The sequence below is a fragment of the Wolbachia endosymbiont (group B) of Apotomis betuletana genome (genome assembly GCF_947250475.1).
Lineage (GTDB): Bacteria > Pseudomonadota > Alphaproteobacteria > Rickettsiales > Anaplasmataceae > Wolbachia.
Genome location: NZ_OX366320.1, coordinates 426279 through 446758, shown reverse-complemented (window position 1 = coordinate 446758; position 20480 = coordinate 426279). Strand labels below are relative to the sequence as shown.

The window sequence follows — 20480 nt, the reverse complement described above, 5'->3', positions numbered from 1 at the left end:
TTAGGTGTTGTTAATAATCTATTAATGGTTCTTATGTTATAATCAAGTTTAGGGGCTTTAATAAGTACGGACTATGACAGAAGCAAATCCAATAGTTACGTTGAAGGTTAAAATTAAAGAATTTAGCTTTAGTAAATTAAAGGCTGGCGAGAGCAATAAATCAGCACACTCTGGTGAAACAATGTATTTCGATCTTCCAAGAATGAACTTTGTTATTAATGGAAAGATTATAGATACAGTTTTAACCTCTGTGTTAATGGAAGGAGCGAAATATCGCAAAAGCAACCTTTTTAATAGTTATGATATATATAGCGCTGAAGCCGCAAGCAAAAAACAAAGAGAAATAGATAAAGATCATGGCAGGGCTTTTGTTAATTCAGTCCTTAAGGATCTTGAAAAAGAACTTGCATATAACGCGTTAAGTGAATTGTGGGAAAGTCATTGTGAAAATCCTGAAATTCCTGATTATCAGAAAACCAATTCGTACGGTAGAGATTTTGAGAGATTTTACAATGCTGGAAGAGAGCATATGCATCTATTACTCAAAGTAGGAGATGAGAATAAGAACTACCGACCATTTGTAAAGGAAATTTTTAAGGAAATGTTTAAATATGCTGAAGCAGAAGTTCCGAGTGCCCCTATCTTAGAAGAACTAGTTACTAATTGTAATCAAGCAGGATACTTAGCAGGTATATTTATTGAATATCACTCTGCACTTAGCAATTATCGATTAACAACGCAAGACCCTGACAAAGTAATGAATATTGATTACACTGACCATAATAACATAAGAGTAAAGTCTGATATGGAAATACCTGTAATCAAATTTGATAATCCAGGGGAAAAAATATGTGGTCTATCCACCTCACTGGAATTTACACTTGAGTCTCAAGATGGAAAAGATGGTGTAACCTATAAAGACGGTAAATTATCACTCACTGTTCCCAAGGAATTAAAAAATTATAAAGAAGGAGATAGAAACTTGCTCTCTATTATTAGAGAATACTTTCAAAAATTCTGTGAAAAATTGGGATTTAAATTTGAGATGGAAACACAAAAAATAGAGCATGATTTAGACGATTTGCCGAAAGTAAACAGTCATCTTCAAGGCCTAAGAACGCCTATTTCCAGCAACGACCATATCATCGGTCATTAAAAGTAAGTATGTGTTGTCAGAACGAATGAAAGTTCAGTTAAGCTTTTTCTAAAGTATAGCATTTCTCCTAATAGTCCGAATAGGGTAAGATATGTGGGTAAGGTTATGTTTGACTTGTGTTGTTTTTTTGCTATTGGTTAATTTAATGTAAGTTAAAGATAAATTAAGTGGATAAGAAAAAGAAAGTATACTTATTTAAAGTTTCTCTAGACAAAAAAATCTACCGTGAGATGGAATTGAAAGCTGTCTTTATAAATTTGCAGAAACTATCATAAAGGTCTTTAGTTTTGAGTTAGATCATTAATTTGGTTTTTATAGTAACATAAACGATATTTATGAAAGTAATGAAGTATACACTTTATTTTATAATACTGATTATAGTTTATGCCTAATGAAAAAAGCGTCAAAAATTCTTATATCTACAAGGTTTTTGAGCCAGATAAAAAAATGATTTTTCTTTTTGATTATGGCGATAATTGGGAATTTTTAGTAGAATGTTGTGGCATTATTGAAGCAGAAGCTGGAACAAGATATCCAAAAGTTACTAAAAAGCAAGGAGAGGCTCCTCCACAATATCCTGACTACGAAGATGAGTAGTGTAAACAATATACCTATTAAGTTGATGGATTGCCTTGAGGAAAATAGCAGCAGGTTTAGTACTTGGTTAGTAAATTAGAAGTATTTCTTAGGAAATTATTTTAATATCTGTGTTTTTTAGGAATGTTCTCTTGCGTTGGATCGGAAGAGCTCTTCTACCTTCTCTAGCTTTGTACTCGGTTCTAGGGTACTGTACAACGCAAAGCTTATGCATGCCAATCCAGCAATCACTCCAACTGTTCCTATAGTAGGCATTTTCATAATATGTGATACAATACCACTTACCAGTAGCACCACCCCAACGGCACCAGTCAGAATCGCTCTCCGTTGCATTGCTTTTGTTGATGATTCTTCATCTGCAATTTTGAAAGATTTATCGTTAACACAAGGGTTAGAAGAAAAGATTCTTAAAGCATTCAGCTCTTTTACCACCGTTCTTCCTGAGTTAGCGAAATTCCCTTGATTTTCTTCATTCCTTTCATAATCTTCACCATTATTAATCTTCTTGCACGGCTGAGTGCCAGTTTCTGCGGTTTCTTCTTGTTGTTCTCCATAAAAATTTTCTTTATTCTTATCCGAAACTTCTTCAATATCTTCTGAAATATTATAAGCCACTGATCCTTCCATAATAGTTTCTATTAACGAGTTTTTTTCTTCTTTGTCACTTGTCATATTTGGATTCATCACTTCCTTATCATCCCAAGGCTCAAAACCTTCTACCCTTACTACACCATCTTTAACAGTACTATATGTACGTATTAATTCTCCATGACTTCCTAAGTAGTCCGAGACTATTTTCGTACGATTAAACTCCTTAAAAAGCCCATGTTTTTTAGCTTCTTCTAAAAGATCATTCTCAGCTTGCTTATTCTTGCAAAATCTAGCATAATGTAATAGTGTGAATACGTCTCTTCTACGTTCATATATATCAACTATTAGTATCCACGGAATCTTTCGTGTATCATGAAAGGATTTACTAATTTTTTCACTGATACTTTTACCCTCTTGTATCCTTTTTAATAGCTTAAAAAGCTCCTTTTTATCTTTGCTTGTTAACTGATCTTGATCAAATGGCAACTCATAGGTTATATCTGCTTCATTAGTTTTTCCGGTAATTAGTTTTCTCATATTATTTTTTTCTTTGTATCTCTTATGTAGCTAATTTGTATTAGTAAAGTATTAATCGTGTGATTTTTAAATCGCTAATTTGCAAAATTTCTTCATCTGCTCACTCCACAGCATTGGTATTTCCCTCAATTCAACTAACTTCAAACCCTTTGGCTGCCTCCCATTTACTATGTCTTCTTTGATCTTTGGTGCTAAATAATTTAACCTTAAAATTTGTTGTATACGTCTTGTACCTATATTAATTTTGGCACTTAGCTCTCCTACGCTTGCATATTTTCCCTCTTCTAGCTGACGTTTCCATAGGTGGGCTCCTACCACTGCTTTCAGTAACGCATTGTTTGTTTTACCTTCTGGCTCAATCACTGTACATTTATTTCCTTTCTTCTTCATTATTGGTATAAATTCCACCTTATCCTCCGAACCCATTTCTATTCCATCTTCTTTTACCATTACTCCTTTTATTAACTTTTTCACTACTTCTTTCTGTTTTCCAAAACTTAAATTTTTCCACTCTTCCGCTTTTTTTCCCCATTTTTCATATAGCTGTTCAGCTTTCTTCATCACTTCTTTTTCCACTTCTCCCGCTACTATAGTTCTGTTTATTGATTCACAACCTTTTCCCCTTAAGTGATTGTTACATATGTAATATCGATATCTTTTATTTTCTTTTTTTGAGTATGTCAGCGTCATGTTCACATTACAACTCTTGCACTTAATTATTCCCCTAAGTAGCGCTTCCTCATATTTTGCTTTTCTATATGGTTGATTCTTTATCAATTCCTGCGCTTTTTGCCATTTTTCTTCCTCTATTATTGCTTCATGTTTTCCTTCATACTCTTTCTCATAATGCCGTATTTTTCCCATATATATTGGATTTGTTATTATTCTTCTCACCGTCGCTTTTTTAAAGATATCTGATTTCGTATGGTACCCTTGGCTATTTAACTCTCTTGCCAACTCTGCCATTGACTTCAGCTCCAAATATCTTGCAAATATATGCTTTACTATTTTTGCTTCTTTCTCATTTATTATTAATTCTTTATCTTTTACATCATACCCAAACGGCAAAGTTCCTCCCATCCATAGTCCGTGTTCTTTTGATGTTGCTATTTTATTTTTTACCCTCTCTACTATCATTTCTCTTTCTAGTTGTGCGGCTCCTGATAACACCGTTTGTACGAACTTTCCCATTGGCGTATTATTGTCAAATATCTGCGTTACTGCTACAAAATTTACTCTATGTCTTCTAAAAAATGATGTTACTTCGATGCTGTCTTTTGTTTCCCTTGATAATCTATCTAGCGTATATACTACTACACAATCTACTTCTCCTTTTTTTACATCTTCAAATAATTCCTTTATTGCTGGTCTTTCTAAATTCTTTCCTGAGAAACCTCCATCGTCGTACCTTTTGGCCAATGCTACCCAGCCTTCTTTGCTCTTTATGTACTTCTCACATGCTACTCGTTGCGCATCTAAACTGTTAAACTTCTGCTCTAGACCGTCTTCATTTGACTTTCTCGTATATATTCCACATCTTATCCCTTTACACATTTTCCCTTCCCTTTTGATCACGCAAACCAAATAGGAGCGGCCCATTGTAACTCATTCCCATTATTTTTCCGGCTACTGCTGATAATGATGTGAAAAATTCTTCTCTGTAGATTAAACCCTTATCTGTTACCATTACTGCGTGAGTCTCTTCCCCTCTCTCTAATATTAGCTCTGTTCCCTCTACTGGCAGTTTATCGCTACTTATTCTTTTTCCCTTCTCTAGCCGATCTGCCAGATACTCTAGTCTTTTTGTCCCCTTTCTTGACATTTCTCCATACGCTTTTTCCTGCATTCTATAAGCTAATCTTGGTATCAGATATTTCTTTGAGTATCTAGGCGCCTCTTCCCCAAATACCTTCTTCCACGTTTTTCTCAGCTCACCCAAAGGTTTTCTCTCTAAATTCATTACTTTCTTTTCTATTTCTTCCTCCATATTTTTAGCCTTTCATAAATAACTTTTCAATTCTGTCTGTTTCTTTCTTTAATACCTCGGTTACTTCTTTACTATAATCCATTGCTGTCATTCCAAATTTATCCGCTTGCTCTATTTCTGCTCCTGCTTCCACTAACTCTTCTACTATTTCCACTTTCCCCACCATACATGCAAGGTGCAATGGAGTGCATTTACTTCCATATTCCTCAGCATTTACGTCTGCTCCTGATTTTATCAATTCCCTCACGATTTCTAGACGTTTCTCCGTTACCGCTAGATGCAGTGCTGTATATCCTCCTATATCTGTTGCATTCACATTCACTCCTTTTTCAACTAATAACCTCACTGTTTTTGCGTCTACTGCATAATGTAGAGCTGTTCTTCCTTTTTCGTCTCTTTCATAAATATTTTTACATGAGTTCTCTAATAATTCTTTTGCTGACTTCTCTTTCTCTTTTTTACTCATAATTTACCTCACCTTTTCTTTAAATTTAAACCCCTAAGCCTTCCTTCTCACCACCTCATCTATCATTTCATTCACTTGGCTCATTATCTTGCTTGCTAAATTTTTACACTCTTCCTTTATTAGTGACTTATCTTTCTTCCTTATTTCTTCTATCTCTATTATTTTGAACTCAGGTAAATAGCTCCTATCCAACATATCTGCTATTTCTTCCACTATCCTCTCTATTCCATAGCACGTCAGTTCTCTACTTTTTGTTATTCCTCCTTTTTCTCTCAGAAATTTACTCGCCCTTTCACTCTCTTTGCTATCACATAGACGATACTTTTCACTTTCCCAAATGTAATACATTGGTGTTGCACCATATTTATTCAGTTGATTAACCTCAGCTCCTGCTTTTACTAGCTCTTTTATTATTTCAACTCCTGCTCCTCCTATTTTGCATGCAGAGTGTAGTGGCGTACATCCAGTGACATATTGAGTGGCATTTACTTCTGCTCCTTCCCTTAGCAGCACTTTTACATTTTCTAAGCTTTTCGCAAATACTGCACAGTGTAGTGGTGTATAACCATTTTTATCTCTTGCATTTACCTCTGCCCCTTTTTTTATTAATAACCTCGCTGTTTTGTAATCAGAGATTTCTACTGCTTGGTGCAATATCGTCTCTCCTTCTTCATTTCTTTTATTAATGTTTTTAAACCCGTTACTTGATACTTCTTTAAAAAACTTACTAAAAGATTCTCTCTTTTCTTCGCTAAACTTCATACTTACCTCACAAAATTAGCTTTTCTAGCGCCAGATAAATTTCTTATGTTTACCTGCTGCTATTTAATTCATGTCCTTTTTAGCATAAGAAAGCAAGTCCTTTTCTTTTTATTTCATACGTTTTAACCTATTATTAACATAATACATGAGGATCTAAATATAAGTATTTAACTTATTACACATATTGCTTGACTATTTTTCCAACTTCTGTGCAAATGTCGATGTTCGTGCCACTTCAGTACTCCTGGGTAAAACACTAAAATGTAATTTTCTAATTCGTGTATTGAGTCTTTTTGCTCTGAATCTGAGTCATTTTTATAGTAAACGTTGTGTTCTGCTAAAACATATTTTCTGACCTTCTGATCTGTATAATTTTTTGCTTTATAGTTGTGAGTAACGCTAAATCTTTCTAAAATTGGCTTGTGTTTTAAATTCCAATATTGCCCTGAAAGTTTATCGCTTCCCAATACAAATTTATTTCCTCTTTCTTCTACGCTACTAACTGGAAAGCACGTATTTATGTCTCCTAAATCCCAACTGTTGTAAGTTAAAAATATGATATAAAGGAGATAAGAGGGAAGATAACCCTACTCACTATAGGAATAGAGTTATCACGGGCGTGTGCGACCGACCAACTGTTGGTATTATAACCGTTCGGATCAAGGTACACTAGCCCATCTCTCGATACGTTTGAATAGTTGCATGGGACATATGTATGCACCCGTTTACAATCTTAAATTAATTAAAACTAATCGAGGTTATTATGATTACATCTTATCAAAATTTTATTGGCATTGATATCGGAAAATTTAAAAATGTTGTTGCAGTTCACAAACAGAAGAACGCTGTCGAATTCGACAATGATACTGCTGGCTGGCAACAATTGTTTCAAGATTTTTCAAATATCTTACCTAATTCTTTAGTAACTCTGGAAAACACTGGAAAATATGAGCTTGGCTTAGCACATTTTCTTGTTGATAAAGATATTGCTGTACATCGAGCTAATACTCGCAAAGTAAAAAGCTTTGTTCTATCTCATGGAACTTTAGCAAAGTCTGATCAATCAGATGCAAGAGCCCTTGCTCAGTATGGGTTTGAACGCTATAGTACTCTATCTCTATTTGCACCTATGTCAAAAGAACAAACAACCTTAGTTGCACTTTGTCAACGTCGTGATGACATTACAAAAATGAGAGCTCAAGAGAAATCTAGGCTTGCAGCACCTGAAAACGACCATATAAAAGAAAGCTGTCAGAAAACTATTGAATTCTTTAATAGCCAGATAGATGAGCTCAACAATACCATACAAAAAATTATTGATGAGAATCCAGAGTTACAAAAGCGCCAAAAAATCCTTAAAACAGTTCCAGGAATAGGTGCAAAATTATCTCAAGATTTTCTGTGTCTAATGCCAGAACTTGGTTATGTAAGTAGGGGAGAAATTGCAAGTCTTGCTGGAGTTGCACCTCATCCGAAAGAAAGTGGTAAAACTATTGGTTATCGCAGAATAAGTGGTGGCAGAAGCAACGTTCGTGAAAAGCTTTTTACAGCTGCGATGTCTGCTTCAAGGTCTAAGTCTGCGCTTGGTGCCTTCTATTCAAGGCTTGTTGGTAAAGGTAAAAAGAAGATGGTGGCTATGACAGCTCTAATGCGTAAAATCATAGTAATTGCCAATGCGAGGCTTAAAGAAGCAGTCAATGTGAATTAAAAAAATCTGCATAGAAAATAGGTTAACGAATATGTGGATAAATACGTCTACACACATTTAAAGTATTTATCCACATATTCGTTAACCATAAGATCTAAGCAGTAACTGTTGTTTGATACAAAATTTTTCTATGATTAAGTTAGGGTTTTTATTGTCAAAAATGCACTTTTTACTCGAATAAAAAACAAAATTACAAACAAAAGTTGTAATGAAACTAAATTCAAAAAATTTTAAAAAACATAGTTGATCTGATAATACTATCTGCGCTTTTGCAAATTTAATCGATGGTAATAAACTCTGTGGTAATGGATATAGTGCTTTTAAGTTGTACCACAAATGATTTCTTTCATAAATACCGTTATAATTCTTTGTGTGAGGCTCGGTTTCTCCAAGGATTGCTACATCTAGGCGATATATATCATTGCTTAAAGCTCGTTCATAATGATCGCGTAGATAGTTTTCTATAATCCTAATAACTGGACCACTAGACCTGAAAAAATTTACTCTTCCAAATGATAACACTGGTCCATCTTTTTCTATTTTTACCCCTGAATAATCAGAAAGAAGATCTCCAAATAAACTCTCATCCAATATAAATCTCTGCGCATTATAATAATCGTTAAAAATCCTCATCAATCTGGATCTTACAGGCAGTAATAGTTTTGCCAGCTCTACTACTGCATCTACGAAGAAGTCATTTGGTACCTCTTTTATCCCTACTTGCAACTCAAAAAAATGTTTACCAGGTGGTTCTTCGATAATTTTAATATCTTCTATATTTGCCCATTTTAGTGCTATTTTTAGTGATGCTGGAGTTCCTCTCAGTCTTTGAAATTTTACTCCTTCTACTACGGCTTTTCTTTTATCCCTTATCCAACGTAGAATTTCCCCCAATCCATATTCTTCAACTAACCACGGCAATGTTTCTTCTTTAAGACTAAACTTAAATCCTCTGATACAGCTCGGATCAACCTTATAATCTATTGCATTAACCAGCGCTTTTTCTTGCTTTGTTGCGTTTGGCGGTAATAAACTTTTCATTTGTCTTTTCTTTCAAGTTGCTTTAATTTCCTTTATTTAGGTAGCTTATGAGTAAGCAAGAGATCATTTCAGAACTGATCAAAAATAAAGATGTTCTTAATATCGAAAACACTTTCCATAATATTTGACCATACTATCCATACTTTAAAAAACAAGTTACAACTTCTGGAAGAAAATCAATACTTTCGTCTCCCTAACATTGGATCCAGTAAACCACTTATTGCACGCAATCCCCTCACTGGCACAAAACAAAAAAAATACGTTTTAAATCCTATCTAACTTGACGTAGCCAAGCACTGCACACTCATTCCCCAGAACCACAACATCCTCTCTTGGCTCGATTAATTCTACGTTTTCTACACCCTCTACAAATAGGTTTGCTATTATCCAAGATCTTGTAACATTCCATCCTAATCTTTTTGCTAATTCAAACTTCTTAATAAACTGCTTCTTGATTTCCTCCTTCGATATCACAGGACTTATGCTCATTCTGCTGTGAATATCTATTTCCGTAATATTGCAACCTATCACTGTTAATGTATCGGTTAAAACCCTTATATCATCTCTAGTAACCTGCTTTTTTACAATTTTAAGTAGTTCTTCTGATACTATGCCAGTTGTGGATAATTGTGTTGATAAGATTGAAATTTGTACTTTTCCTGGTATAGGTGATTCTACTAATGCATCTTTTACTCTACTATCTGCTGACAGTGCATGATACCTATAATACTCCTTGCTTCCACACGTGCTTGAGCCTACTATCTTTGCTTTAATTCTTTTTCTAAATCGTTCATCATCTTCTTCTTTTTGCCTCTCCACTCCATAAAACTCAGCTAAATTATCAAGATCTTCTCCCATTGCAAATTTTAGTAAATTGCTCTTTACTGATTCATTTATTCTTTGTCTTAGTAACAATTCCCTCCATGCTGCTACTTCTAATACCTTCATCGCTGGGTCACTTTCTACTAATGCTGTAAAACTTGCATCACACTTCACTAACTCTTCCTTCATCCGAGACAGAATTTCTTCGAAGTTCAGTCGCTCAATAATGTTAGTCTGCTGCATCTTTATACTATAAAGCGAATGTTTTTCCCACTTGGTACGTATAATCCTTCTAGGTCAAGCGTTACTTTTCCTTCTTTCACCTCTGTTATTTTTACTTTTTCTAATTTAAATCTTTTTTCCCATTTCCCTAAAGCTTCTGCTGTTGCTGCATATATCTCAAGTGTTAAATCTCTACTGATTGGTTTATCCACTAATTCAAATAGTCTAGACCCATAATCCCTTCTCATTATCCTACTGTTAATAGGAGTGGTCAGTATATCAATTATTGATTGTTTCAGATGTTCTATTCCTTCTAATTCTTTTCCTGTTTTGGAGTCCATCCCTTCCATTTTTAGCCTGCAAACACGTTTTCACTGCCTTTTATTACTTTAAACCCACATGAAACTATATCTCCTACTCTTCCCGCTCCAAACCCATTTGCAAACACTGTTTTTGATCCTTCAGTTAATGCTCTTCCTTCACTAAATTTGTCTCCTTGTCTGCACATTGGCTTACCATTTACAGAAACATTGTTACTCCCACTAATGCAAAAATGCGGTGTTACTTCTACACAATAATCTCCTACTCGTACAACCGATTTATTCATTTAATTAAGGTTTATTCTATCTGCTTTCAGTTTTATTTCGCTCTTCGTCATCTCTATGCTCGATTCCCCAGCTTTCAGTGTTATTTTGTCTACTACTTCAATCTCTAAATGATGCTTCTCTTTATCATATAACAATCTTGTTCCATCCTGAAACTTCACACTATTTATTTCTTTTTTATCCTCTGGTGCAGAGTATTTTTCCTGATATATTCCTCCTAATACCACTCCTAATGATAGTTCACCAAGAGGAGAAAATACCATTACTTGTTCATCGATATCTGGTGGAGACCAATTTCTATCTTTTCCTGCTTTGCTTGTTATCCATGGTAAATAATCTGTTAAAAATTCTCCTATTTTCACTCTTACTTTTGCTTTTTCACAATCTATTTCTTTTACAACTCCTATACGGACAATATTGGCTAATTTCCTCTGTAATTCTGCAATCGCAAAATTATTCTCTAACATTTATTTCACCGATTTCTATTTTGTGTGGCATAAATTTTCCTTCTTTCCAAATAGATCGCCCTACGTGTATTGTATGCACCCATTCTACCATCCACACAAGATATGCATCTAATTCAGGTCTAAATTCGTCAACTTCTGCAGAGATAAATTCTCCTGGTGAAACATTTTTTACGTTCCAAGTATTTTTATTTACTACTTTTGCAACTTCGCTAGCTAATGTTCTAACAACTACCGAGGAATCCTCTACTGTGCCATCAACTACAATCCTCGCCTCAAACCTGGCTTTCAATGCTAATTCATCTTTACCTGGTTCTAAACTTGTTAGTTCTACAAACACCGCTGGCGCTACTAATTCTTTCCTTATTGCTGGATAAATTTCACATGTCTGTATAGCCAGTATTTCTTCCTTCAGTGTGCTGCAAATTGCTTTATGTAAATCTTTCCAGAACTTTGTCATGCATATAATTTAACTCATGTAATGTATAAAATATTTTTCAAATACCTTTTCAACTTCATAATTAACAAGATTCCCTATTATCCTTGAAGCCTCTGGTTCCAGTGGTAGTTTTACTTCCTTTATTGGCAATGCTGCTCTTCCTTCACGTTTAAAAATACCGCTATTTCCTTTTGGCATAACTGCTGCAAATCCTCCTATAAACTCATGCTTTCCTACTTTCGATCCTCTTCTTGTTTTTTGTATTTTGCCAATTGTCGATGCTCTAATGTCATAGAGATTTGCTCTAATTAACACGTCTAATCTGCTAGTTTTCGCCTTAAAAATTCTTAATCTCTTTCTTATTAAACTTAATTTTACCTTCTTTTCCTCACTGATTTCCTTAGCTGCTTGCGCTTTTAACCATAGTGCCGTTCTGTTTAATGCTCTCACTATTGCTAATTCTATTTTTTTTCTTTTAGCGTTTACACTTTCTATACTATTAACTTCTATATGAATAGACATTTTACACTCCAGATGCTTTGATTTTCCACGTTATTCCAGACTTGTCTCTAAGTGGCGGTGAGTGCACCTTATACTTACAGTTACCAATAACGAAGATATCTCCTACCATTGGCTTTAATATATCAAAGACACTCACCTCCAAAATCAACATCTCCCCCACAAATTGTCCTTCACCAATCTCGTATAATTTATCTGGCTGTTGCTTTAATACTTGTACCATATATGACTTATCCTTTGATTTATATAAAGCTACTTCTCCTAAATGGGCAAAACAATCTTTCAATAATCGCTTAATATTTTCTTGCACATTTCTCCGCTATATACTAACATTTACATGCTAAGAAGGGGCACACAGGTAAAGCATTCTTCTGCCTCACACTGCTTTATAATTGCTCTACCTGTGTTGTTATGTTGCAACAACCTTGACTAATACCCCTGGTCTATGGCACATTGGCAGAGGATTTGACTGCGTATGTAAATCTGTTCCTCTATCAAACCTCCTTGGCTCTTGTTTTGCATATAGTGGCTGTCCAAGAGTGTTTACTGTCTCATTAAAGTCTGCTGGTGCAAAGTATGTTGTAAATGTGCTTGCTGTTCCTAGTGGAAAACAGTGCCCTGTATCTTTGTCAATAAATCTTCTAACCGTTCCTTCAGGGTCAGTTGCTTGCCCTCTATATTCCTCAAATGTTATGCCACAGAACGTAAATCCTGACCTCATATCATTTCGAAGTGCTGCTCCTTCTTGCCATCTTTCATATGCTTCTTTTACTTTAGCATGAGAAGTTAATGCATCAAAAAACTCAGGGCTTACCAAGGCATGAATTCCAGTCATATATTCACCACTTAGGTTATCTTCTATATGCCGCAATACTTCCAGACACTTACGTTTTACGTCAGTTGTTGCTGTTCCAAGGGCAAAATTTACTACTTTTGGTGTTATTTCAAATTCGTTGTACAGATTTAATAATTCTGACCCATCAGCATCAAGAATAATTCCCTTCAGCGCTCCCATTCGCAAATGCTCTAATGTTATTGCATGTTTGTTTCTCATTAGCTGCAAATGATCAGTTATTACATCTGCAAGCGCTTTAAGTTCACTCTCTGATCCAAATGCCCTTATTCCTTGTACTTCTTCTGGCAGCACTACATCATCATGCGGAATGTGCGGAATCGTAAATGTTCTTACCTTTCTTTTTCCTCTTTTTCCTACTGTTGCTGGCGCCCCTGGTACTTGCGTTGGTAATAAACTTAATACTCCGTTGTGTTCTTCTATGGTAATATGTCTAAATCTTACTGACCTACTTGGAAACAAATTTAGATTTTCAACTCGTCCATAATTTATCGGCAATATATTTATCGCATTTGTTAGTGCCGTCATGCTAAATGCTGTATTTGTAAATGGATTTTGCATTTTTTCTCTCCTTTTTTTCCTATTAATTTTAGTTAAATTCCCTTGCGGACAATGATCCCTCGTGCTTCAAGTTGCTTTATTGCTGCAGCTTTCTGCTCTTCAGTGATATTTGCTGGCCACACAACCGCATGATCTGCTAGTATTGCACAACGAGTAATAATTACTGCTTTAGCATTTTCTGTCGCATTTACATCACTTACTACTGCACCTATCGCTGTTTGTGTACCATCTGTGGCAGTTGGATTTATTATCTTAACCATGCTATCTTTATCGAGAGCCACTACTGTACCAAGCTTTAGGTTCTGCCCTTTTGCTACTGTTATCTGATCTCTTGAATATAGACTTGATGCCTCATACTTTAATAAGTCACCCAGATTATTTTGTTCGCTTATACAACTCATAAATTTCTCTCCTTAACTGCTTACCGCCGCTTTTATCAATGCTATATACGGCGGTTATAAAAATACTTTAACTCCTACGACTTCTTGCTACCTGTGTCATCAAATCTTCCTGCGAATTCTGTGGTACTGCACTCAGTATCTCTGTCTTCTTCGTTCTTTCTGCAAGTAATTCCATCAAAACCTCCCTTGCTTGCTCAACACTTACGCTTTGCTCAATAAATTCTCCTATCTTTTCTGGCATCTTTGATACATTACATAATCTTATTATCTCTAAAATTTCTCTACGACAGTTCTCCTCAATAGTTGTCATACTAACACTCCTACTTTTATGATTGTTGATAAATTCAAAAAATGTTGTAACTCCATCTGCAAGACCTATTTCTACTGCTTTCTCGCCAAAATACAGCCCTGCTTCTGTTGATCGAATCTTTTCAATTGAAAGACCTCTGTTCCTTGCTATCAGCTGCACAAACATTTCATATAGTCGGTCTACTTCTTTTTGTAAGCTTCCCAGACTTTCAGACGTCATTGGCTCATGCGGGTTTAAATCATTCTTTCGACTACCAGCAAAGATTGTGGTGTACTTAATACCTTGCCTTTCATCAAACCCACTTTGATCTATGTGGCTTGCTATTACTCCAATACTGCCAACACCAGAAGTTCTGCTCACAAATACCTTCTCAGCGCTAGAGGCTATAGCATATGCAGCAGAGTATGCATCATCATTGGCCATCGCAATAATCCTTTTTTTTGCTCTTGATTCGTAAATAAAATCAGCCAGGTCAAATACACCGTTTACTTCCCCTCCTGGACTGTCTATGTCAAGTAGAATCGTCTCTATGCTTTTATCTCCTAAAGCACTCTCTATCTCTTCATGAATATTTTCATACGAAGTCATATCTAAAATATGATCAAAAGCTTCTGTTTTTTTTGTCAAAACTCCATAAATACGTATTATTGCTATTCCTTTTGGGTTTATATGAAAATGCTTTAAGTTCTTAAAGATAGGTTGTTTGCTGTTATATAATGATAGTAGTTCAAAGCTTCTTCTCTCTACCACTATTGGCTTATTTATCCACATCACCTTCCTTCCCTTTTATGATTAACGTCAGAATCGAAACAAAGTCCAAAAGAATTAGCACGCTTTTGATCTTCTGCTATTTCTTGGTCAATTTCTTCTACATCGTAACCCATTTCTGATACTACTTCTGCTCGACTCTTAAATCCATTTCTTACTGCCATTTGCTGTGCTTGCTGATCTTTCAGTGGATCTACCCAATCAAATCCCTGTGGTATCCATTTTACTTCTTCTTTCGCTGCTTTTACTACTTTTTCATCTATACTCAGTTCTCCACAAAGTACTGCTAACTCTAGCCATCTATTCCAAATAGGTCTACAAAACTGGAACACTATCACGTTATGCTGCAACATTGCACACCTTCTGCGAAACTCTATCAGCCCTGCTCGAATGGATGAATAATTAACGCCTGTTAAATCTCCTGTTAGCTGTTCATATGTTATCCCTGTACCTATTGCTATTGCCCTGAGTTGCTGTCTCATAAACGCTTCATAACTTCCTCCTACATCTGACGGCTCTGAAAATTTTATATCTTCTCCTGGGTCTAAAAGCTGCATTGTTCCTGGCTCTAAACCTGATAATGCTACTCCTTGCTCATTACTTTCACTTTCTCCTAAAATATTTGCTTCAGGATCAAGTCTTGTAATAAACCCTGCAAACATTGCTGCAGTTTTCTTTCTCACCAGCTCTGCATCATCATATTGATCAAGCTCATAAAGCTTCAGCAGTATATTAGAAAGCCATGGCTCCCCTCTGATTTGCCCAGGTCTTAATGGTCTATAAATATGTAAAACATCATTTGCTGGCACTCTCACTGATTCACCAAACGAGCCTTCACCAGGGTGTTCTTTAAATAGGTAATATGCTTCTCTTTGCCCAAGCTTGTTAAACTCAATCCCGTTTCTTATTACATTACCATTTCCTAAAGTTTGATTTGTTTTATTATCTAGATGTTCAGACTCAAGTACTTGCAGTTGTAATGGCACAGAAAATCTATCTTCCAGCTTTCTCGTTCTTAAACGTACAAAACATTCTCCTCCCTCTATCATACTTCTGCATACTAGAGCTTGTAATCCATAAAAATCACTTACCCCGCTACTGTCTGCTTCATCTGTCCATCTTAGCCATAATTCTTGCACCTTCTTTCGAAATTCTCCATCTCTTGCTTTTGATTGCGGTTTTATTCCTGTTCCAATAGAGTTACTTACTATTGTATCAATGATATTTGCCGCATATGGATTTTTCCTTACCATATCTCGAGAGCGACTACGCAGGTGCTCAAGGCTTTGAGAGAGTAAATTATTTATGCTTCCTGCTTCTCCTTGCCAATACATTACCCTTCTTCCTGACCCTGCTGCATCCCAGGCTGAACTTTTGATTTTTGGCTTGCTAAATAGTTGTTTGAATTTTTTCAGCATCATACTAACCAAAATTCTCTTAATTCTTTCAAAGTTCCGTTAAATTTATTTCTGTCACATTTTCCAATTCCACTTACTTCATCTGGCTCTGGACCTATTTTACCGTCAGTATATTGCCATAAAATCCAATCATTCCAGCCTTTTGGTAATGTGAGTTCTTTTCTCCAGCTTGCTATCCATAATGGACATTTTGTCAAAATTGGTGTGGCAAAATCTTTCAAAAAATTAGCACCTCCATACACTAAAGGTAAACGCCCTGTTTCTTCTTGAATTTTTTTAACAAAATCTTCTGCTTGTTTTGGCTCTATATTTTTTCCACTTTCGTTCTCTTCAATATCAAGCACAACAATTGTATTTTTAGTTTCACCCACTGTATTCAAAAAGTGATTTGCTTGATCCTTTCCATCTTCCCCTACACCGAAATGATATGAACCCCATAATAGACCCAAGTCTTCAGCTTCTTTTCTTCTTTCTTTGTATTTTGAATCTATGTACTCTGTTCCTTGTGTTGCCTTATGAATTACTCCAACTATACCACTCTCTTTAGCTAACTCAAAATCCACATTTTCTTGCCAATGTGACAAATCTATTATTCCATTTACTGAACTCTCTCTATTCTCCCATAGTTTTATGAAAGTTTTTAATTGCTCTAAAAATTCAGAATATTCCTCTTTTACAACTTTTCTCAGAAAATTTTCCCTCATATAACTCCTTTATTTGTTGCAAAAATAATCTTTCGTTTAGGCTTCATTCCAGCAATCTTTAGTTCACCTTTGATGCGTTGTCTGAGGCTGAGCAAATCATTTATCTGAACTTCAGCATATCTCACCACATGGTCACCATATGCAATTGATACCACTCTTTCGCCACTCTGAAGCTTCTTTATTGCTTGTTCAACTTGAATTAAATAATCTTCGTTATACATTTATTGCTTGCTGATCCATTTGCTTTTCACTATTTTCTTTGATTTTTTACTTTCTGGTTTTTCACTTAAACTATTCCATTTACTCTCTGGCCATCTATCTATTCCCAGTGCTATCGATGCTGCTCTTGCATAAATCCTACAGTCTAATACTTCATTTCTTTCTCTTACCTTTTGCCACTCTTGTTTGGTATAACCTTTTACTACTTTGCTGACTAATTGCTCTGCCGTTAGCTGCTTAAAATATTCAGGTGCATACTCGGGAAAATGACAGTATCCTGCTGGAGCTTCTTCACCGTCCTTTAAAACATTAAGTAATTGAAAAAGTTCTGACTTTAAAATCGATACTCCCACTGGCCAGAGCTTTATTCCTCTTTTTAGCTTTTGACCACCAACTGTTATATCTACTCTACTTGGGCTGCTAAGTGGTACTAGAGCTTTATTTACACCTTTCACTGCCATTACTCTTCCAGAGCCTTGATGACCTCTTACCCAATTGTATACTTCTTGTGTCGCATACCCAGCATCAACCGCCATCATACTTATCATGTATTCAAGACCATTTTCACCGATAAAATGATGATTTAAGAGCTCAGAGAGTTTTCCCCATACTTCTCCTCTTCCAGTATCACCTTCAAATACTCGGTATTCTATTGACCAACTTTCGCGGCTTTTTCCCCATGCTACAACTTCTACTTCTAAACGATCTTTTTGGACATCTACTCCTGCAGTAAGCACCACTTCTCTCCTAGGTACTGTGCCTACGGGAAAAAATTCTCTCCTGTTAAATAATTGCTTCCAATCTGGTACTTCTCCTTTGTCTACCCAGGTTTCTCCAAGCGTAGTATTTATCCATACTTTTAGTAATTGTTCACTTTCTTTTGCATGAAGAAAATCTTCTACTGCTTGAGTCCAGCTATACCAGCCTACTGGACTATAAAGACTTGAAAGATGAAATCCTTTTTTCTCACCTTTTACTCTATTAGTAGGTCTCCATTCTCCACGCTCAAGCATCTCTGTCTTTTGATGATTTTCTATTTTGCCGCTACATTCAGTGCAGACATAATGTGCTGTTCTTGAGTCGTTGTTTTCCCATTTAATTTGTGACCATTTTAGAACTTGATAGTAATTACAATACGGACATGGTACAAAAAAGTACTGCTTATCTGTTGCTTCAAATTCTTTCTCAATTCTGCTTATTCCATGAATCGTTGGTGTTGATACTAAAAAAATCTTTCGCCGTGCAAATGTATTAGTTCGAGCAATACTGAGCAGCACTGGATCTCCTTCACCACCTGAATCTCCTGGATAGGCGTCTATTTCATCAAGAAAGAGATATTTTACTGGCATAGACCTCAGTCCTACACTGCTGTTTGCTCCAGTTATTACTACTATTCCACCTGGAAATTCCTTACTTTGTACAGTATTGCCTGAGTCTCTTGACCTTGGGTCTTTTACTTTACTCTTTAAACATGGCGTACTCTCTATTAACGGCGCAAATCTTCCTTTTGACCAACGCTTTCCCATTTCAACTGTTGGCTGCACAACTAACATTGGACCAGGAGTCTGATCTATAATATAGCCTATCCAATTGTTACCAGCTTCTGTTCCTCCAATCTGCGCTCCTTTCATGAATACTACTTTTTCTGCAGTTGAAGACGGAGATAGTGAATCCATGATTTCTTTTAAATAAGGAGTTCTTTCCGTTCTCCACTTCCCTGGCTCTGATGCTGCAGTTGCTGCTAGAACTCGATACTCATTCGCCCACTCTGATACTTTAAGCTGGGGATCTGGCTTTAATCCTGAATAAAAGCTGGCACTGTAGATCACTATGCTCCACTCAAACAATTCCTGTGTAAGCTTTCTACTTCAACACTATCAATTTCTGATCTGACATTTTCTGTGCCTTTCTGCCCTTCTAATTCCATAAACATCTTCTTCTGAGATTCATTTTCTATGTACTTTTGTGTAAGACCACTCATAACTATTGCTACAGTGAATGCAACTATTGCTGTTACTATTATCAGAGTAAGCATTTGATATATTGTTGTTGCTGTTAAGCCTATATATGCTGCCATTGCTACTGCACTTACTGAAGTAAAAATGCAGATCACATTATTGTATTTTCTTACTTTTACTTCTCTATGTTCTATACACCTATTCAGAGCACAATAAACTGGTGAATTTATTACAGATACTCTCCTTTCGTCTGGTAATTTGACGTTCTTTTCTTTAAACAAAGCTTTAAGTAACTCTAAATTATTTGACTTGATTGCTAAATGCAAAACAGGTGTGTAATTTGCTCCTTTTTTCAGCAGTAACTTTACTACATGTAAATGCCCTTTTTCTGCAGCAAGGTAAATCGGTGATAGACTTTTATTATTTGAAACGTCAATATCAATTTCTTCTTTTAAAATAGACTCTACAATCTCAATTTCTCCTCTTTGTGCAGCTAAATGGAGTAGACTATTCTTTTCAGAACCGTATTTATTACTTATCAAAGCCTTCTTTATCTCAGGTTTAGCGTAATCAAATGGTGTCTTGCCGCTATCGTCTTTTACCAATGGATCTATATCTTCTCGCGTTAGTAAAACTTCTATTGTTTTAAGTCTTTCAGCATAATGTAGTGGTGTTTTATTTTCATAGTCTTGCAAATTGACTTGAGCATTAGGCTCCTTTATTAAGGATTTGAGGATATCAAGACATAAGTCTCTTTCATCATAATTAGTATTACTTACAGCTATATGCACAGGCGACAATTTCATTGAGTTTTGTCCCATGCGCGTGCTATTTACATCTGCTCCAAGCTTCAGCAGTAACTTTACTATCTCCAACTTTTTATTATTAACTGCATAGTGCATTGGTGTCTGATTTCGTGCATCAAAGACATCTATTTCAGCATTTCCTTCTCTAATTAAAATTTCTACTATTTGTTCATGCCCAGCTCCTGCCGCTAAGTGTAACGGTGTATGTAGTAAAGCATTCTGCTCATTAACATTAGTCCCTTTGTCGAGTAAAAACCTTACAGCATTTGCTTCATTCAACATCGCAGCTAAGTGAAGTAAGCTATCTTTCTCCAATCCATATTTGTGATTGATTAGTGCTTGTAATATCTCTTCTCTTGCACAATCCAGCGCACTTTTACCATTATCATCAGTGATCAGTGGATTAATATTTTTCCTATTTAGTAAGAGAGCAACCATACTAAGCTCGTTAATTTCTACTGCATAATGTAGTGGGGTTTTCCCATTTAATCCTCTAACATTTACATCCACTCCTGGTTGATTAATAAGACACTTTATTAATTCTAAACTTAAGTTAGCAGACATTA

Annotated in this window: 24 protein-coding genes and 1 pseudogene; 3 read left to right on the top strand and 22 right to left on the bottom strand. The window is 35.7% G+C overall.

The window, feature by feature from the left end; genetic code table 11:
• The first annotated feature begins 73 nt into the window (after positions 1 to 73).
• Entirely contained in the window at positions 74 to 1156 is a 1083-nt protein-coding gene (locus tag OOK82_RS02000; protein WP_264704373.1) for a hypothetical protein, read from the top strand.
• 384 nt (positions 1157 to 1540) lie between these two features.
• A complete protein-coding gene (locus tag OOK82_RS01995) occupies positions 1541 to 1753 on the top strand; it encodes a plasmid pRiA4b ORF-3 family protein (protein WP_141456728.1) in 213 nt (70 codons plus the stop codon).
• A 117-nt stretch (positions 1754 to 1870) separates the two neighbouring features.
• Here the strand turns inward: OOK82_RS01995 and OOK82_RS01990 are convergent, their stop codons facing one another.
• The 6 genes and pseudogenes from OOK82_RS01990 to OOK82_RS01965 all read right to left on the bottom strand — a co-directional run.
• On the bottom strand, positions 1871 to 2881 hold the full coding sequence (locus OOK82_RS01990) for a hypothetical protein (protein WP_141456727.1): 1011 nt from the start codon (positions 2879 to 2881) through the stop codon (positions 1871 to 1873).
• 66 nt (positions 2882 to 2947) lie between these two features.
• A complete protein-coding gene (locus OOK82_RS01985; RefSeq protein ID WP_264704372.1) occupies positions 2948 to 4435 on the bottom strand; it encodes a recombinase family protein in 1488 nt (495 codons plus the stop codon).
• Positions 4428 to 4868: a DUF2924 domain-containing protein gene (locus tag OOK82_RS01980; RefSeq protein ID WP_264704370.1), complete on the bottom strand. Its 441-nt coding sequence runs from the start codon at positions 4866 to 4868 to the stop codon at positions 4428 to 4430. The genes OOK82_RS01985 and OOK82_RS01980 overlap by 8 nt, the downstream gene beginning before the upstream one ends.
• 4 nt (positions 4869 to 4872) lie before the next feature.
• On the bottom strand, positions 4873 to 5334 hold the full coding sequence (locus OOK82_RS01975) for an ankyrin repeat domain-containing protein (RefSeq protein ID WP_264704369.1): 462 nt from the start codon (positions 5332 to 5334) through the stop codon (positions 4873 to 4875).
• Between the two features lie 33 nt (positions 5335 to 5367).
• Positions 5368 to 6096 (bottom strand): ankyrin repeat domain-containing protein, encoded by a 729-nt coding sequence (locus OOK82_RS01970; protein WP_264704368.1) that lies wholly within the window; start codon positions 6094 to 6096, stop codon positions 5368 to 5370.
• A gap of 167 nt (positions 6097 to 6263) precedes the next feature.
• Positions 6264 to 6638, bottom strand: a pseudogene (locus OOK82_RS01965) (phage tail protein); the annotation flags it as partial.
• A gap of 221 nt (positions 6639 to 6859) precedes the next feature.
• On the opposite strand from OOK82_RS01965, the gene OOK82_RS01960 reads away from it, so the two are divergent.
• Positions 6860 to 7804 carry an IS110 family RNA-guided transposase gene (locus OOK82_RS01960; protein ID WP_264336326.1) on the top strand — a complete coding sequence of 315 codons (945 nt, stop codon included), beginning with the start codon at positions 6860 to 6862 and terminating at the stop codon, positions 7802 to 7804.
• Between the two features lie 81 nt (positions 7805 to 7885).
• Here the strand turns inward: OOK82_RS01960 and OOK82_RS01955 are convergent, their stop codons facing one another.
• The 16 genes from OOK82_RS01955 to OOK82_RS01880 form a co-directional block, all read right to left on the bottom strand.
• A complete protein-coding gene (locus tag OOK82_RS01955) occupies positions 7886 to 8845 on the bottom strand; it encodes a phage tail protein (RefSeq protein ID WP_264704367.1) in 960 nt (319 codons plus the stop codon).
• Positions 8846 to 9109: 264 nt separating this feature from the next.
• Positions 9110 to 9910 carry a baseplate assembly protein gene (locus OOK82_RS01950; RefSeq protein WP_264704366.1) on the bottom strand — a complete coding sequence of 267 codons (801 nt, stop codon included), beginning with the start codon at positions 9908 to 9910 and terminating at the stop codon, positions 9110 to 9112.
• Between the two features lie 2 nt (positions 9911 to 9912).
• The gene (locus OOK82_RS01945; protein WP_264704365.1) at positions 9913 to 10239 is read right to left on the bottom strand and encodes a GPW/gp25 family protein; all 327 of its coding nucleotides are present in this window, start codon (positions 10237 to 10239) and stop codon (positions 9913 to 9915) included.
• Between the two features lie 2 nt (positions 10240 to 10241).
• On the bottom strand, positions 10242 to 10496 hold the full coding sequence (locus OOK82_RS01940) for a PAAR domain-containing protein (RefSeq protein WP_264704364.1): 255 nt from the start codon (positions 10494 to 10496) through the stop codon (positions 10242 to 10244).
• Positions 10497 to 10961: a phage baseplate assembly protein V gene (locus OOK82_RS01935; RefSeq protein WP_264685225.1), complete on the bottom strand. Its 465-nt coding sequence runs from the start codon at positions 10959 to 10961 to the stop codon at positions 10497 to 10499.
• Complete coding sequence (locus OOK82_RS01930) at positions 10948 to 11418, bottom strand: hypothetical protein (RefSeq protein ID WP_264704363.1); 471 nt, start codon at positions 11416 to 11418, stop codon at positions 10948 to 10950. Before OOK82_RS01930 ends, OOK82_RS01935 begins: the two co-directional genes overlap by 14 nt.
• Before the next feature lie 9 nt (positions 11419 to 11427).
• Positions 11428 to 11919, bottom strand: coding sequence for a phage tail protein (locus OOK82_RS01925; protein WP_264704362.1), 492 nt, complete (start codon positions 11917 to 11919; stop codon positions 11428 to 11430).
• Between the two features lies 1 nt (position 11920).
• Positions 11921 to 12226 (bottom strand): head-tail joining protein, encoded by a 306-nt coding sequence (locus OOK82_RS01920; protein WP_264704361.1) that lies wholly within the window; start codon positions 12224 to 12226, stop codon positions 11921 to 11923.
• A 99-nt stretch (positions 12227 to 12325) separates the two neighbouring features.
• A complete protein-coding gene (locus OOK82_RS01915) occupies positions 12326 to 13330 on the bottom strand; it encodes a major capsid protein (RefSeq protein WP_264704360.1) in 1005 nt (334 codons plus the stop codon).
• 32 nt (positions 13331 to 13362) lie between these two features.
• Positions 13363 to 13731 (bottom strand): head decoration protein, encoded by a 369-nt coding sequence (locus tag OOK82_RS01910; RefSeq protein ID WP_047759659.1) that lies wholly within the window; start codon positions 13729 to 13731, stop codon positions 13363 to 13365.
• Positions 13732 to 13798: 67 nt separating this feature from the next.
• Positions 13799 to 14812 carry a S49 family peptidase gene (locus tag OOK82_RS01905; protein ID WP_264704655.1) on the bottom strand — a complete coding sequence of 338 codons (1014 nt, stop codon included), beginning with the start codon at positions 14810 to 14812 and terminating at the stop codon, positions 13799 to 13801.
• Complete coding sequence (locus tag OOK82_RS01900; RefSeq protein WP_264704359.1) at positions 14812 to 16230, bottom strand: phage portal protein; 1419 nt, start codon at positions 16228 to 16230, stop codon at positions 14812 to 14814. The genes OOK82_RS01905 and OOK82_RS01900 overlap by 1 nt, the downstream gene beginning before the upstream one ends.
• Complete coding sequence (locus OOK82_RS01895) at positions 16227 to 16931, bottom strand: glycoside hydrolase family 25 protein (protein WP_264376381.1); 705 nt, start codon at positions 16929 to 16931, stop codon at positions 16227 to 16229. Before OOK82_RS01895 ends, OOK82_RS01900 begins: the two co-directional genes overlap by 4 nt.
• Positions 16928 to 17152: a gpW family head-tail joining protein gene (locus tag OOK82_RS01890; protein WP_114517459.1), complete on the bottom strand. Its 225-nt coding sequence runs from the start codon at positions 17150 to 17152 to the stop codon at positions 16928 to 16930. The genes OOK82_RS01895 and OOK82_RS01890 overlap by 4 nt, the downstream gene beginning before the upstream one ends.
• Entirely contained in the window at positions 17153 to 18979 is a 1827-nt protein-coding gene (locus tag OOK82_RS01885; protein WP_264704358.1) for a phage terminase large subunit family protein, read from the bottom strand.
• Positions 18979 to 20478 (bottom strand): ankyrin repeat domain-containing protein, encoded by a 1500-nt coding sequence (locus OOK82_RS01880; RefSeq protein WP_264704357.1) that lies wholly within the window; start codon positions 20476 to 20478, stop codon positions 18979 to 18981. The genes OOK82_RS01885 and OOK82_RS01880 overlap by 1 nt, the downstream gene beginning before the upstream one ends.
• Between the last annotated feature and the right edge of the window lie 2 nt (positions 20479 to 20480).